The following is a 13,179-nucleotide window of genomic DNA, read 5'->3' as shown; positions in this document are numbered from 1 at the left end:
GAGTACTAGAGCTCAAATGCTATCGCCTCTATAAGCTTTATCAATGCCTCAAGGTCGGCCAGATGGAGGGTCTCGACCTCGCTGTGGAGGTATTTAATGGGCACGCTCAAAGCCAGAACCTCGCTCTTGCCCTGGAAGACCGACGCGTCCGTTCCGCCGCCGGTGACGCCGATCTGGAGAGGGATGTCGTTCCTCGACGCTATCTCGGCCACCTTCCTGGCGAGCTTCCTCGTGTAGATCGCGGAGTTATCGACTGCCCTTATCACCGCTCCCCCGCCGAGGCGAACGTCGCCGGTTATATCGCCGCAGCAGGCGAAGGAGTCTATAGCAAAGGCGTACTTTGGAGTGTAATGCTCGGCCAGGAACTTCGCTCCCTTGAGGCCAATCTCCTCCTGGACGGTGAAGGCGAAAATCCACCTTCCATCGAGGTCGTGGTCAACTAGGTCCTTTATGGCTTCAACGAGGGCAACGACGCCAAAACGGTCGTCCAGAGAGCGCGTAGAAATATAGCGGTTGTTGAGAACCGCGAAGTGCTTCTTGAAGACCGCGTAGTCAAGAACCTTGACGCCAAGCTTTTCGGCTTCTTCCCTGTTCTCTGCGCCGATGTCTATGACCAGTTTGCTCCACGGAACGGTGTCGAACTTCCTTTCGAGGTTCAGATGCACCGGCAGAGCACCGATAACACCGTCGAGCTTCCCGTTCTCGGTTATAACGTCGAGATGCCTGCCGTAGAGGAGTCTATCGTCTATTCCACCGATTTTCCTGAAGGTAAGCTTTCCGTCAGGCCTTACGCCTGTTATGAGGAGCCCTATCTCGTCCATGTGGGCCATGAAGATGCCCTTGAGCTCACCCTCGCCGAGCTCGACGGTGAGGTTTCCTATCGTGTCAATGGTGTAGTCGGCGTAGGGTTCAATCCACTCCGCTATCTTTTCCCTCACCTTCTCCTCGTAGCCGGAAATCCCGGGGATTTGCGTTATCTCCCTGAGTTCCTCAATCAGCATTCTCACCACCTCCAAGGCATCAGAGCATTCTAACCTCTTCCGGCGGGCGGACTTTGACAACCTCACGGTTGACCAAATCTTTTGGAACCTCGCCGCGCAGAACGGCGAGGAGGTTCCTAACCGCCTGGAAGCCCATGTCTTCCATGGCCTCCTTCGAAAGGCCGGCGTGGTGGGGGGTTAAAACCGTCTCCCATTCGTATCTGAAGAGTTCATGCTCCCGAACGGGCTCGTTTTCAAAGACGTCCGTTGCATAGCCCTTCAGCTTTCCTTCTTCAATGGCCTTCACGATGGCTTTCTCATCGACGAGCGTCCCGCGCCCTATGTTGATGAGGTATTTGCCTTCGAGGAGTTCCAGCCTCTCCGCGTTTATGATGTGATACGTCTCCGGTGTGGACGGCAGGGCCAGAATCACGATATCGCTCTCCTTCAGGACGTCGTCGAGGGGCTTATAGACGGCCCCGACCTCTTTTTCAATATCGGGCTTCTGAGAGCGGGACCAGTAGAGTATCTCCGTGCCCATCGCCTTCATTCTCCTCGCTATGGCCTTCCCAATGGCACCCATGCCGAGGATGCCGACCTTCTTGCCGTAGACCGTTTCTATGTCCCTGAACCCGCTCCAGACGGTTCTGTGGGAGTCCCACTTCCCGGCACGAATGAAGCTGTCGGAGTAGGCGATCTTCCTGAGGAGCGCTATGGTCAGTCCAACGGCGAACTCAGCAACGGCCTCGCTGAGAACTCCAGCCACTTTGGTGACGTAAATTCCCCTCTCGGTTGCCGCTTTGATGTCGACGTGGTCGTAGCCTGCCGAGTGGCAGCTGATGACCTTTAGCCTTTTGGCCTCCTCGATGACTTCGCGAGGAAACCTGTTCAGCGGTGAGATTATGACCCCATCGAACTCCCCTATCCTCTCTTTGAGCTCATCGACGCTTGGATACAGGATGAACTCCACATCAGCATGCTTCTTAAGCTCCTCAACGGGCCTGCTCTTCATCTTGAACAACACCAGAATCTTCGGCTTCATGACATCACCCGTTAGATGTTTATCGAAACGGACTAATAAACCTTTTTGGCGAAAGATTAAAAACTCCTAAAGTTCTCTTTCCCTCAGGTGGTGTTATGGTCGAGAGGAAAAGGTGGAGCGAAGAGTTCAGCGAGTGGTACAACGAGCTTATCGAGACGGCCGAAATTCAGGACAAGCGCTACCCCGTCAAGGGAATGAACATCTGGCTCCCGTACGGCCTCAGGATAATGCGGAACATAGAGCGCTTTATCCATGAGGAGATGGAGAGAACCGGGCACAAAGAGGTTCTCTTTCCGGCCCTGATCCCGGAGACGGAGTTTCAAAAGGAAGCGGAGCATATAGCGGGCTTTGAGGGGGAGGTGTTCTGGGTAACCCATGCCGGACACGATCCCCTCGATGTAAGGCTGATTATGAGGCCGACGAGCGAAACAGCGATGTATTCCATGTTCTCCCTGTGGATTCGCTCCCACGCTGACCTTCCATTCAAAATCTACCAGATAGTCAACGTCTACCGCTATGAAACCAAACATACAAGGCCTTTAATCAGGGTCAGGGAGATAAGCAGGTTTTTTGAGGCCCACACAGCCCACGACAGCTTCGAGGATGCGGAGAGGCAGATAAGGGAAGACCTTGAGATATTCGGAAGGCTCATGGAGAAACTTGCAATGCCCTACATCGTCTCAAAGAGGCCTGAATGGGACAAGTTTCCCGGTGCCTACTACTCCCTTGGCGCTGAGGTCATGATGCCGGACGGCAGGACGCTGCAGATAGGAACCATGCACAACTACAGGCAGAACTTCGCAAAGGCATACAACATCCAGTACGAGACCGAGAGCGGGGAGCATGAGTACGTGCACCAGACGACCTACGGGATGAGTGAGCGTCTTTTGGCGGCCGTTATGGCGGTTCATGGGGACGATAGGGGCCTTGTTTTACCGCCTGCAATAGCACCGATACAGGTCGTAATAGTGCCGATTCCCAAGAAGGACTCACCGTATGACGTGCATGCGTATGCAAGGGGCATCGCGGAGGAGCTCCGGAGTTCGGGTTTCAGAGTCCACGTTGATTTCAGGGATATAAGGCCCGGGAGGAAGTTCTACGACTGGGAGCTGAAGGGCGTGCCGCTGAGGATAGAGGTCGGACCGAGGGACATTGAAAACGGAAAGGCTGTGCTTGCAAGGAGGGACACGCTTGAAAAATTCACGGTTGGGCGGAGTGAGCTTGTGGAAAGAGTCAAAGAAACCCTCGATGCAATTCACAAGAACCTCCATGAGAGGGCAAAGGAGTTCCTTGAGGGCCACATAAAGCGTGTTGATACCATTGAGGAGGCAAGGGCGGTCTTCGAGGATAGGCGGGGAGTAGTGGAGATTCCCTGGTGCGGTGAGGAGAGCTGCGGACTTGAGATGGAGGAGATACTCGACGCCAAGATGCTCGGAACGCCCTATCCTGAGGAGAAAGCGAAGATTGAGGGCAAAAAATGTGCCCACTGTGGAAAAGAGGCCAGGTTCGTGGCGAGATTTGCCAGAACCTACTGACCTCCCTATTTTTCTGAAAAGAAATTGAAAGGAAAAGGGCTACCTCTTTATTTCAGTTGTGTTGAGGGCAAGTTTGAGGACTCCTACGGCCTCCCTTATGTATCTGTATGCCCTCAGCATTTCATAGGGGAGAGGAAAGCCGTATTTCCCAAAGCCGCCCACAGCCTTTTTGAACTGAAGCGTGGCGTTATCGTACAGTGCATGAGCAAGTGTAAGTGTCTGATTGTCCACCCCTGCGGCGATGCTCTCATTGTAGAGTTTCCCGAACTGCACGTCATACTTCATGTATGCATAGTACCAGTACATTGAAATCTTTGCAAGAGCCTGTGCCCTCTTGGTCTCCGATGGAATATAGGCTGCCCCAGCTAATGGAAGCGCCAGGAACATCAGAAGGAGACCCAACGCGAGGATTTTCCTTCTCATGGGAACACCCCCGTTGAGGTGTCTGTCTCAATATTTTTTAAATTTTCCTTCCCCGAGGTTGTAGGGTCTTCCTCTTAGAAACCCAACCTTTAAAAGAGGAAGGTGGAATGCACCACCATGATTCTGGGAATCCACGACGGCCACGACGCCGGTGCTGTGCTCATAGACGGCAGGAGGATATTCGCGGTAAACGAAGAGCGCTTAAACAGAATCAAAAAATACCGGGGCTTTCCCGAGCTGAGTGTGAGAACGGTCATGGAGATGGCCGGAGCCAGCCCCGGGAAGGTTGCGGTCATAGCTGTCGCGGGAATATTCAGAAAGCAGAAACGCCTGCTTGAACTGGAGAGGAACCTTAGAGCAATATTCGGGGCAGACTTCAAGAAGAAAGTCCTCTTCGTCGAGCACCACCTGGCCCATTCCGCCTCCGCATACTACACCTCCGGCCGGCGTGATGCCCTCGCTGTAAGCATTGATGCGGCCGGAGACGGGCTCAGCTCCTCAATTTACATCGCGAGAGACGGTGAGATGATACGAATTGCCCAGAGCACTTATCTGGATTCCCTCGGCGACTTCTACGCCTCCGTTACCGAGCTTCTCGGGTTCAAGCCGATGCGCCACGAGGGCAAGGTCATGAGTTTGGCGGCGTACGGCAGGCCAGCCTACGACCTGAGCTCGATAATCGAGCTGAACGGCCTGAGCTTCGACAACCATCTTGGGCTCATTGGGATTGAGGCGACGAGGAAGCTCGCCGAGTTCTTCGGCTACCCCCTTTCGAGGGCAAAGGAAATAGCCATGGAGATGAAGCGGGGAAATCTCGAAGGAAAGTTCCAGAGAAAGGCCATGGATATAGCGGCGAGCGCCCAGGCGCATCTGGAGAAGCTGGTTGAGGAGCTTGGAATCAGACTAATGGGCTATGGTCTTCCCATAGCGTATGCCGGCGGAGTTGCTCAGAACGTCAAGGCCAACGCGGTTCTGAGGCAGGTTCTTGGGGACGATAATCTCTGGGTCTTTCCGGCTATGGACGACGGGGGTCTGGCATTTGGAGCCGCGGTCTTTGTGAAGGCCCAGTTTGAGAGGCTTGACGGGAAGTGGAGGCCCTTTAAGCTGGAGCACGTCTACCTCGGGCCGGCCTACGGGAAAGATGACATCGAGGGGCTTCTGAAGAGGGAAGAGCTTGAGTTCGAGGAGGTAAGCGAGGTTCCGAGCTTCGTGGCGGATGCCCTGGCTGACGGCAAACTGGTGGGGTTCTTCCAGGGAGCGATGGAGTTCGGGCCGAGGGCTCTGGGCAACCGTTCCATTTTAGCCAACCCGAGGGATGAGGGCGTCAAGGATAGGCTCAACGTTGCATTGAAGAGAGACGTCTTCCAGCCGTTCGCGCCTTCCCTGCTGTGGGAGAAAGCCGAAGAATACCTCGAAGACCTCAATGGAAGGCCAAACGAGTTCATGACGATGAGCTACACTGCGAGCGAAAGCTTTAGGGAGCTCGCCCCCGCTGTCATTCACGTGGACGGCACAACGAGGCCGCAGGCGGTAAGAAAGGAAATCAACCCGACTTACTACGAAGTCATCAAAGCCTTCGAGCGGAAGACAGGCCTTGGAGCGATTTTAAATACCAGTTTCAACATGCACGGCGAGCCGATAGTCTGCTCACCCGAGGATGCTTTGGGGACGTTCCGGAAGGCAAAACTTGACCTGCTCCTCCTTGAAGGATATGCTGTTCATCAGTGAACCGTTCAGCACTTCGATGAACATCTTTTCGTTGAGGTAAGGTTATAAACATTGCACCGAAAACATTTCGGTGATGCTCATGGCGCTGAGCGACAGACTAAGCCTGGTTAACCCTTCTGAAATTAGGAAGCTTTTTGATCTGGCTCAGGGCGTTGAGGGGCTCATTTCACTCGGCATCGGTGAGCCTGACTTTGATACCCCCGAGCATATCAGGGAATACGCAAAAGAAGCCCTTGACAGAGGGATGACCCATTATAGCCCGAACGCGGGAATCATGATGCTCCGCGAGGCGCTCGCATGGAAGCTCAAGAAGCAGAACGGCATCGAAGCCAACCCAAAGACCCAGATCATGGTGACAGTTGGAGCGAACCAGGCCCTCCTGATGGGGCTTGCAACGTTCCTCCGGGATGGCGAGGAGGTTCTCATCCCCGGCCCGATGTTCGTCAGCTACGCTCCGGCCGTTATTTTGGCAGGAGGAAAGCCGGTTGAGGTTCCGACCTATGAGGAAAACGAATTCAGGCTTTCTGTTGAAGACCTCGAAAAGCACGTGACCGAAAAGACAAGGGCGCTCATCATAAATACCCCCAACAACCCGACCGGTGCGGTTCTTACCAGGAAGGACCTCGAAGAGATAGGTAACTTCGCGGTGGAGCACGACCTAATAGTCTTCAGCGATGAGGTTTACGAGCACTTCGTTTACGACGGGGCCAGAAACCACAGCATAGCCTCCCTCGACGGCATGTTTGAGAGGACGATAACCATCAACGGCTTCTCCAAGACCTTCGCCATGACCGGATGGAGACTCGGCTTTGTCGCGGCTCCGGAATGGATAATCGAGAGGATGACCCGCTTCCAGATGTACAACGCCACCTGTCCGGTTACGTTCGCCCAGTACGCGGCGGCGAAGGCCCTGAAGGACGAGCGCAGCTGGAAGGCCGTCGAGGAGATGAGGAAAGAATATGAACGCAGGAGAAACCTTGTCTGGAAGAGGCTCAACGAGATGGGACTTCCAACCCTCAAGCCCAAGGGCGCCTTCTACATCTTCCCGCGCATCAGGGACACGGGATTGAGCAGCAAGGAATTCAGCGAGCTGATGCTCCTCCAGGCAAAGGTTGCGGTCGTTCCGGGAAGCGCATTCGGAAGTGCAGGGGAGGGCTACATCAGAATAAGCTACGCTACAGCCTATGAAAAGCTCGAAGAGGCCATGGACAGAATGGAGAAAGTGCTGAGGGAGAAGAAGCTCGTTTAAAGCCTGAGAAGCTCAACGTTTCTGACCTTTTTCTCCTTTTCGTCGAACTCAATGACCGCGTAGTGGCCCCTGAAGAGGGGGCCGGGGTTCACTATCACCGTATTCCCTATCCTATCCACACTCCTCGCCTCGTGAATGTGGCCGCATACGACGAGAGGGGGCTGATTCTCCTCGATGAATTCCCTCAACGCCCTGCTGCCGACGTGCATGCCGAGGTGTACCCTGTCAGCCCTTGTCCCGTGGGGAGGGGCATGGGAGAGGATTACATCGCCCTCTCTGTAATTTCTCAGGAGTATTTCCTGGATTTCCGCCTCTGTGAGCTCCCATATCGTGCTGAAGGGCGTTATGTTTGAACCGCCGATTCCAACGATGCCGGCTCCACCAACCTCAACGCGCCTGCTGTGGACGTTTATTCCGAGTTCGCTCAAAAGTTCCGGAATGTCCCTGCCGTCGCAGTTTCCAAAAATCGAAAAAACAGGTTTCTGAAGGGAAAGGAAGTGGCCGAGGATTTCCTCAGCTTTATCCCTCCCCTGAAAGTTCGTCAGGTCTCCGGCTATAAGGAGGAGGTCGAACTCCATGTCCTCCAGCATCCTCCCGAGCCTCTCCGCTTTCCCGCTCCTTCCGTGAATGTCTGTGATTGCCACTATCCTCATGTGCCTCCCTCAGAAGGCCATCCCCATACTCTCGGCGATTCTCCTCAGCCTCTCGATCCTCTTCTCCGTTGGTGGGTGGGTTGAGAAGAGGTTTGCTATGCTCGCACCCCTGAAGGGATTTATTATGAACATGTGGGCGGTTGCGGGGTTTCCCTCGCGGAGCGGTCTCATTCTAACGGTGTGCTCTATCTTGGCCAGAGCGCTTGCGAGAGCCCACGGCTTGCCGCTTATCTTTGCTCCTGTCTCATCCGCAAGATACTCCCTTGAACGGCTTATTGCTGCCTGTATAAGCAATGCCGCTATGGGGGCAAGGATGGCTATCAGGAGTGCTGTTATTATGTTGTCGTTGTCCCTCTCGTTGCCGAAGCCGCCGAATATTGCGATCCACCTCGCCCAGTAAGCGAGCTGGACGATCGCCCCGGCCAGAACTGCGGCCAGCGTTCCTATCAGTATGTCCCTGTTCTTTATGTGGCTTATCTCATGGGAGAGAACGCCTTCAAGCTCCTCCCTGCTCAGTATCTTCAGCAGTCCCCTGGTTACCGCGACAACGGCATGCTTCGGGTTCCGGCCGGTTGCGAAGGCGTTCGGCGTGTCTGTCGGGATTATCGCTATCCTCGGTGTTGGGATTCCTGCCTCTCTGGCCAAGTCCTCGACTATGCGGTACAGCTCCGGCGCCTCCATCTCGTCCAGAATCCTCGCACGATACCAGCCGAGCACGAGCCTGTCGCTGTACCAGTAGGAGAAGAGGTTCAGCACCAGCGCAAACGCGAATGCAAAGAGCATCCATGTCGGCCCTCCTATAAAGTAGCCCACGGCCATCAGGAGGCCCGTCATTATTCCCATCAGGAGACCTGTCCTAAGCCACAGCTCTATTCCCATACCATCACCTCCTTAAGTAGGGCATAATCTTTTCATAGCTCTCGCTCCAGTCAACGATTCCGACCCGCTTCCTGATTCCTCCATTTATCAGGGAGATTATTTCATCGGCAACATCTTCGGGAGTTCTGCCGGTCGTGTCGACCTCGATAACATTCTCATGCCCTTCAAGGGCTTCAATGAGGCACACGTCCACGAGTTCGGCTTCGAGATTTTCTCCCAGTTTTTCCTTTCTGTATCCTCTCTCCATGAGCCTCTTCAAAAGGACTTCGGGGCTGAGTCTGAGAACCACGACCAGATCAGCGGGCAGGAGGTGGCTCAGGTGGCTGTCCAGCACTGCGTTTTTCCCCCTGAACTCCCTTTCAATAACCTCCGCCAGCTTTTCCATGTCTATCTCCAGTTCTTCTCCGACTCTTTTCCCGATTCCTCTCTCCTCTGCCAGCTTCTTTATGTTTATGTACTCATATCCGAGTTTTTGAGCCAAAATCTTTGATACCGTGGTCTTGCCGACTCCGGGGGTTCCGCTTACAGCTATTATCATTTTCTCACTTCCATTATGATAAAATACCGGAGGGAGTTTTTAAGATTATGGCCGTATCTTCGTTGATTGACGAATATAATTTAGTTATTAAGCGAAAAACTTTTAAGTTCCTCCGCAGTTAATTAAGGATGGTGAATGGGATGGAGAGGCTGAAGCTGCTTGAAAGAAAGCTGCAGGTTGTGAAGAAGCACAGGGAGCTCCTCATGCTTGAGGAAGCCAAGCTCGTCAGGATGATGCATCAGAAAAAAGATGCCGCGAGAAGTCTTGCAGCCGTTAGAAAAGAAAGATTTTTCCTGATGTCTCAGGAAGCCAGGCTTCTCAGGTTTCTGAAACAGAACGGGCGCAGCATCACCGGTTGATTTTCAAAATTTTAAAAGATTGAAGGTTCAGAAGACACTCAGCTTATCCTCAATTATCATCTTCTGTATCTTTGTGATGTTGGCGAGCCATGCATCTGCTATCTCGTAGGCCGGCTTCTGGATACCCTCCAGTCTGTAGCCCTTCTTTGGTATGACCTGAACGCTTGCCACGAGCGGCTCGTCGATGGGCTTGCCTATCTGGCTGAGTATCCTGACGTAGACCTCCTCGACGCCTTCGACCTGCTCGGCGATGTCGTTGGCGATGAGCATTGATAGGAGGTTGTAAATCTTTCCTACGTGGGAAACCGGGTTCTTTCCGGCAGCTGCCTCCATGCTCATGTGCCTGTTCGGGACGATAAGGCCGTTCACCCTGTTGCCCCTTCCAACGCTTCCGTCGTCGCCGGCCTCGGCCGAAGTTCCGGTTACTGTTATGTAATATATGTCCCTCTCAGGGTCGTCGGCGGTGTTGACGTAGATGTTGACCTTCCTCTCGGTGTGCTCCTCGGCAATAGAGCGAGCGGCCTCATAGATGGCATCCTTCACAGCCATGTACTCTTCAGGGTTGGCAACCTCGCTGTCCACTATTGCTGCCGCTATTGTCAGGTCAATCTCGTCGCCCTTTCTCAGCCCCATGACCTTTATGTCCTCACCGACGGCTGGCCACTTCCTCTTGAACTCGTCGCTGTTGAGAAGCTTTTCCGTCTCAAGGACTATCCTCTCGGTCTCACTGAGCGGGGCGTAGCCAACTCCAAAGGAGGTGTCGTTGGCGAGAGGAATCGGGTTCTCCTTGGCCTTGTTGAAGACACCAACGAGGTCGACGCTTCCCTGACCGATGCGGGAGTCAATGACGACGTGATTTTCAACGTCCAGATGTCTGACCGCTTTTTTCAGGTATTCTCTGGCGGCTTTGATTGCAACCTCATGAACAGGGAACATCTCCCTGTCAATGAATTCGACGGCCCTCCCTGAGAGAAGGATGTAAATCGGCTTAATCACTTCACCGCCGCCGAATTTCGGGTAGGCTCTTCCTCCGACGACCTCGACCTGGTCGGTGTTGTGGTGCAGTATGATTCCGTACCTCCTGATGTACTCCCTGCTCAGCGCCCTGCTCACAGCCTCGGCAATTCCGTCGGCAATGCTGTCGGGGTGCCCTATTCCCTTTCTTTCCACGAGTTCGACCTTCTGCATCTCAACCGGGGTGCGCATAAGCTCCTCCACAACTATATTCCTGATTTTCCCAGCCATGATCATCACCTCTATGCCCACCTTAGTTCATTGCTTTATATATTTTTCGGCATAAATTAGGATTCCTAATATAACCGTAGGTTATTAACCCGGGAATCTTTAAAATTCCGCATGGCCACACTTTTTAAGCTCCTTCCTGATACAGTCCACGGTGGAAACATGACGCTCTCGGAGATTATAGATGGGATAAGAAAGGTTCTGGATGAGAAGGACTCCCTCAGGGAGGAGGCTCTGAAGATTACGAGGGAAATCGTGAGGCTGAGCGGGGACAGCATAAAGGCCCTTCACAGGGGGGAGAAGGAGCTTGCACAGTGGAGGATAAAAGAGGTCAGGAAAAGGGTGGAGGAGCTGAATGAAAAGCTGCAGCTCCATCCCGACCTGTACTTCACGGGTTATGTTCAGAATGCCCACCAGGAGTTCGTTGAGGCTGTGCTTTTCTACTCTTACATAACAGGCTCTGAATTTCCTTCTCCGGAGGAGCTAGGGGTGCCCGAAGCAAATTATCTCCTCGGAATAGGGGACTTCATAGGAGAGCTCAGGAGACATTTCCTTCTCCTGCTTATGGACGGCAGGATTGAAGACGCCAGAAGAGTGTATGAGACCATGAGCGAGGTCTATGAGGAGCTCATGAGTCTGGAGTATCCCAAGGGTCTTGTTAATATACGGCAGAAGCAGGATCAGGCGAGGTATATTATCGAAAGAACCCTTGAAGACCTGACGAGGGCAAAACTGACGAAGAGCCTGGAGGAAAAACTAAATAATGCGCTAAAAAAAAATAATCACATAATAACATAATTAATTTATTAATTTTTTCTGCAGGGTGGATGCCATGAATCTCGGGAGGATTGCTGGGGTACAGAGGAAGCTGGCGGGAAGAATAATTGAGCAGCCGGTTAAACCGGGGGATATCAGGAGTATTGCTGCGGTTGATGTCTCGTATAAAGGGAACATGGCAAACGCTGCCTTTGTCCTGTGTTCTTTTCCTGAATGCAGGCTTCTGAAGAGCAAAGTCATCAGGACCGAGGTGCATTATCCCTACATTCCCACCTTCTTCTTTCTACGGGAGACAAAGCCTGTACTTCTGGTGGTGAAGGGTGAAAAATTTGATGTTCTGCTCGTTGAGGGCCACGGAAGAGCCCATCCCAGGGGGTACGGGCTGGCTTCTCATATAGGGCTGCTGCTCAGAAAACCCGTCATCGGCGTTGCCAAAAAACCCCTGAGGGGCTATCCGGAGGGTACTCTGGTAAAGGTGGGAAAAGCTTATGTTAGTGTTGGCAACCTAATTGATTTAAGGAGCGCACGGGAAATAGTGGCGGTGCTGAATGAGGGGGGTTATCCGAAACCTCTAAAACTTGCTGATAGGCTTTCAAGGGGGCTGGAAAATGAGGAAATTACGACTCATGCTGCTGCTGGCAAAGAAGGGGGCCATAGGTGAGAAAAGGAAGATAACCGTGAGGGGGGTCGCTGAGGAGCTGGGTGCCTCCCCCCAGACTGTGCTCAGGACGCTTGATGAGCTTGAAGGGGAGGGGCTGGTTCTCAGAAGGGTAAGCGGAAGGAAGACATACGTTGAAATCAGCGAAAAGGGCCTTAAATTTTTGGAAGAACTCTGCGATGAGGTGTATGACGCCATATATCAGGGAATAATCATCGGAGAGGTAATATCCGGAATCGGCGAGGGGGCATACTACGTGAGGCACTACGCCCCGCTGATGGAGGAATATCTCGGTTTTACGCCGTATCCCGGCACACTTAACCTGAGGGTTATATTTCCGAAGACCATATTTGATGCCCTCTGCGGGGCCGAACCCATAACCATCCCGGGATTCGTAAGGGAGGGCAGGACATTCGGCGATGTCAAGGCCTACAGGGTTCGGATTGACGGCATTGAAGGGGCGATAGTTATTCCGTCAAGGACAATTCACCCGCCAAAGATAGCCGAGGTTGTTGCCCCCATATGCCTCAGGGAGGCGCTTAACCTCAGCGATGGCTCAAAGGTGACACTGAGGGTGATAAAATGAAGGAGCGGCTGCTGTCATCCCTTGCTTTTGCGGGTCTGGGAATAACCATAAGCTTCCTGGCGATAGTGGCGTTTTTTCATCCCGCGACCAGCATGAGAACCCTGATACCCATATACCTCACGGGCCTTTTTGCGGGAGCGGTCTATGGAGGGCTCAGAAAGGGAGCAAACGCTTCGGGGGTGGCCTTCGTTCTGGGATTGATGGTAACGGTCCTTCTAAACTACCTTTGGATGTATCATCCCCTTACCTTTGGCTACTCCATGGCATTCCTCGCGATGGTCATCCTCGGGATGTTCATGGTCGAGGGAAAGAGCGATCTGGACATAGGCCTGGTTCCGTTTTCCTACTTCGGCGGATTTATACTGGGAATGCTGATTTTCATGAACGCACATCTGGGAGAAATCGAGGGGGCTGCCATGAGCGTCATGGTCACAGGGGTGGCGGGGGCATTCGTGGCGCTTTTTATGAGCCTGCTCAGAGCTTTATTTGGTATGTTCAGGGGTAGGGGCAAAGGCAATCTTTAAATATCA

Annotated in this window: 15 protein-coding genes; 8 read left to right on the top strand and 7 right to left on the bottom strand. The window is 53.2% G+C overall.

Annotated elements, in window-relative coordinates; all coding sequences use genetic code 11:
- Positions 1 to 5: 5 nt before the first annotated feature.
- On the bottom strand, positions 6 to 1,001 hold the full coding sequence (locus tag ACYQ27_RS07420) for a M42 family metallopeptidase (RefSeq protein WP_460041375.1): 996 nt from the start codon (positions 999 to 1,001) through the stop codon (positions 6 to 8).
- Between the two features lie 19 nt (positions 1,002 to 1,020).
- On the bottom strand, positions 1,021 to 2,022 hold the full coding sequence (locus ACYQ27_RS07415) for a 2-hydroxyacid dehydrogenase (protein WP_460041374.1): 1,002 nt from the start codon (positions 2,020 to 2,022) through the stop codon (positions 1,021 to 1,023).
- A gap of 95 nt (positions 2,023 to 2,117) precedes the next feature.
- Between ACYQ27_RS07415 and proS the strand changes: the two genes are divergently transcribed.
- Entirely contained in the window at positions 2,118 to 3,557 is a 1,440-nt protein-coding gene (gene proS, locus ACYQ27_RS07410; protein WP_460041373.1) for a proline--tRNA ligase, read from the top strand.
- Positions 3,558 to 3,596: 39 nt separating this feature from the next.
- On the opposite strand, the gene ACYQ27_RS07405 is transcribed toward proS, so the two are convergent.
- A complete protein-coding gene (locus tag ACYQ27_RS07405; protein WP_456395214.1) occupies positions 3,597 to 3,980 on the bottom strand; it encodes a hypothetical protein in 384 nt (127 codons plus the stop codon).
- Between the two features lie 117 nt (positions 3,981 to 4,097).
- Here ACYQ27_RS07405 and ACYQ27_RS07400 point away from each other — a divergent pair, with 117 nt between their 5' ends.
- Together ACYQ27_RS07400 and ACYQ27_RS07395 are read left to right on the top strand one after the other, a co-directional pair.
- Complete coding sequence (locus tag ACYQ27_RS07400; RefSeq protein ID WP_460041372.1) at positions 4,098 to 5,708, top strand: carbamoyltransferase family protein; 1,611 nt, start codon at positions 4,098 to 4,100, stop codon at positions 5,706 to 5,708.
- 79 nt (positions 5,709 to 5,787) lie between these two features.
- Positions 5,788 to 6,957: a pyridoxal phosphate-dependent aminotransferase gene (locus ACYQ27_RS07395; protein ID WP_456453453.1), complete on the top strand. Its 1,170-nt coding sequence runs from the start codon at positions 5,788 to 5,790 to the stop codon at positions 6,955 to 6,957.
- Here the strand turns inward: ACYQ27_RS07395 and ACYQ27_RS07390 are convergent.
- From ACYQ27_RS07390 to ACYQ27_RS07380, 3 genes are read right to left on the bottom strand one after another with little or no spacing between them, the layout of a single operon-like run.
- Positions 6,954 to 7,610: a metallophosphoesterase gene (locus ACYQ27_RS07390; RefSeq protein ID WP_460041371.1), complete on the bottom strand. Its 657-nt coding sequence runs from the start codon at positions 7,608 to 7,610 to the stop codon at positions 6,954 to 6,956. The genes ACYQ27_RS07395 and ACYQ27_RS07390 overlap by 4 nt on opposite strands.
- Positions 7,611 to 7,619: 9 nt before the next feature.
- Positions 7,620 to 8,489 carry a zinc metalloprotease HtpX gene (locus ACYQ27_RS07385; RefSeq protein WP_460041370.1) on the bottom strand — a complete coding sequence of 290 codons (870 nt, stop codon included), beginning with the start codon at positions 8,487 to 8,489 and terminating at the stop codon, positions 7,620 to 7,622.
- A 4-nt stretch (positions 8,490 to 8,493) separates the two neighbouring features.
- Positions 8,494 to 9,027: an adenylate kinase family protein gene (locus ACYQ27_RS07380; RefSeq protein ID WP_456395206.1), complete on the bottom strand. Its 534-nt coding sequence runs from the start codon at positions 9,025 to 9,027 to the stop codon at positions 8,494 to 8,496.
- A 140-nt stretch (positions 9,028 to 9,167) separates the two neighbouring features.
- On the opposite strand from ACYQ27_RS07380, the gene ACYQ27_RS07375 reads away from it, so the two are divergent.
- Complete coding sequence (locus tag ACYQ27_RS07375; RefSeq protein ID WP_456453454.1) at positions 9,168 to 9,386, top strand: hypothetical protein; 219 nt, start codon at positions 9,168 to 9,170, stop codon at positions 9,384 to 9,386.
- A gap of 27 nt (positions 9,387 to 9,413) precedes the next feature.
- On the opposite strand, the gene ACYQ27_RS07370 is transcribed toward ACYQ27_RS07375, so the two are convergent.
- Positions 9,414 to 10,631: a methionine adenosyltransferase gene (locus ACYQ27_RS07370; protein ID WP_456453441.1), complete on the bottom strand. Its 1,218-nt coding sequence runs from the start codon at positions 10,629 to 10,631 to the stop codon at positions 9,414 to 9,416.
- 159 nt (positions 10,632 to 10,790) lie between these two features.
- Between ACYQ27_RS07370 and ACYQ27_RS07365 the strand changes: the two genes are divergently transcribed.
- Genes ACYQ27_RS07365 through ACYQ27_RS07350 form a run of 4 tightly spaced genes read left to right on the top strand, consistent with a single transcriptional unit; the run spans position 10,791 to position 13,173 of the window.
- Positions 10,791 to 11,426: a translin family protein gene (locus tag ACYQ27_RS07365; RefSeq protein ID WP_460041839.1), complete on the top strand. Its 636-nt coding sequence runs from the start codon at positions 10,791 to 10,793 to the stop codon at positions 11,424 to 11,426.
- A gap of 34 nt (positions 11,427 to 11,460) precedes the next feature.
- On the top strand, positions 11,461 to 12,066 hold the full coding sequence (locus tag ACYQ27_RS07360) for an endonuclease V (RefSeq protein WP_460041369.1): 606 nt from the start codon (positions 11,461 to 11,463) through the stop codon (positions 12,064 to 12,066).
- Complete coding sequence (locus tag ACYQ27_RS07355; RefSeq protein ID WP_460041368.1) at positions 12,014 to 12,649, top strand: DUF120 domain-containing protein; 636 nt, start codon at positions 12,014 to 12,016, stop codon at positions 12,647 to 12,649. Before ACYQ27_RS07360 ends, ACYQ27_RS07355 begins: the two co-directional genes overlap by 53 nt.
- On the top strand, positions 12,646 to 13,173 hold the full coding sequence (locus tag ACYQ27_RS07350; protein WP_460041367.1) for a hypothetical protein: 528 nt from the start codon (positions 12,646 to 12,648) through the stop codon (positions 13,171 to 13,173). The genes ACYQ27_RS07355 and ACYQ27_RS07350 overlap by 4 nt, the downstream gene beginning before the upstream one ends.
- The last annotated feature ends 6 nt before the right edge of the window (positions 13,174 to 13,179 follow it).

The sequence above is a fragment of the Thermococcus atlanticus genome, from assembly GCF_054657855.1.
The sequence above is the reverse complement of the archived record's forward strand: the minus strand, read 5'-3'. Positions and strand labels throughout refer to the sequence as shown.

Coding starts and splice junctions, on each gene's coding strand:
- ACYQ27_RS07420 (WP_460041375.1), bottom strand. CDS start 1,001: ATGCTGATTGAGGAACTCAGGGAGATAACGCAAATCCCCGGGATTTCC.
- ACYQ27_RS07415 (WP_460041374.1), bottom strand. CDS start 2,022: ATGAAGCCGAAGATTCTGGTGTTGTTCAAGATGAAGAGCAGGCCCGTT.
- proS (WP_460041373.1), top strand. CDS start 2,118: ATGGTCGAGAGGAAAAGGTGGAGCGAAGAGTTCAGCGAGTGGTACAAC.
- ACYQ27_RS07405 (WP_456395214.1), bottom strand. CDS start 3,980: ATGAGAAGGAAAATCCTCGCGTTGGGTCTCCTTCTGATGTTCCTGGCG.
- ACYQ27_RS07400 (WP_460041372.1), top strand. CDS start 4,098: ATGATTCTGGGAATCCACGACGGCCACGACGCCGGTGCTGTGCTCATA.
- ACYQ27_RS07395 (WP_456453453.1), top strand. CDS start 5,788: ATGGCGCTGAGCGACAGACTAAGCCTGGTTAACCCTTCTGAAATTAGG.
- ACYQ27_RS07390 (WP_460041371.1), bottom strand. CDS start 7,610: ATGAGGATAGTGGCAATCACAGACATTCACGGAAGGAGCGGGAAAGCG.
- ACYQ27_RS07385 (WP_460041370.1), bottom strand. CDS start 8,489: ATGGGAATAGAGCTGTGGCTTAGGACAGGTCTCCTGATGGGAATAATG.
- ACYQ27_RS07380 (WP_456395206.1), bottom strand. CDS start 9,027: ATGATAATAGCTGTAAGCGGAACCCCCGGAGTCGGCAAGACCACGGTA.
- ACYQ27_RS07375 (WP_456453454.1), top strand. CDS start 9,168: ATGGAGAGGCTGAAGCTGCTTGAAAGAAAGCTGCAGGTTGTGAAGAAG.
- ACYQ27_RS07370 (WP_456453441.1), bottom strand. CDS start 10,631: ATGGCTGGGAAAATCAGGAATATAGTTGTGGAGGAGCTTATGCGCACC.
- ACYQ27_RS07365 (WP_460041839.1), top strand. CDS start 10,791: ATGACGCTCTCGGAGATTATAGATGGGATAAGAAAGGTTCTGGATGAG.
- ACYQ27_RS07360 (WP_460041369.1), top strand. CDS start 11,461: ATGAATCTCGGGAGGATTGCTGGGGTACAGAGGAAGCTGGCGGGAAGA.
- ACYQ27_RS07355 (WP_460041368.1), top strand. CDS start 12,014: ATGAGGAAATTACGACTCATGCTGCTGCTGGCAAAGAAGGGGGCCATA.
- ACYQ27_RS07350 (WP_460041367.1), top strand. CDS start 12,646: ATGAAGGAGCGGCTGCTGTCATCCCTTGCTTTTGCGGGTCTGGGAATA.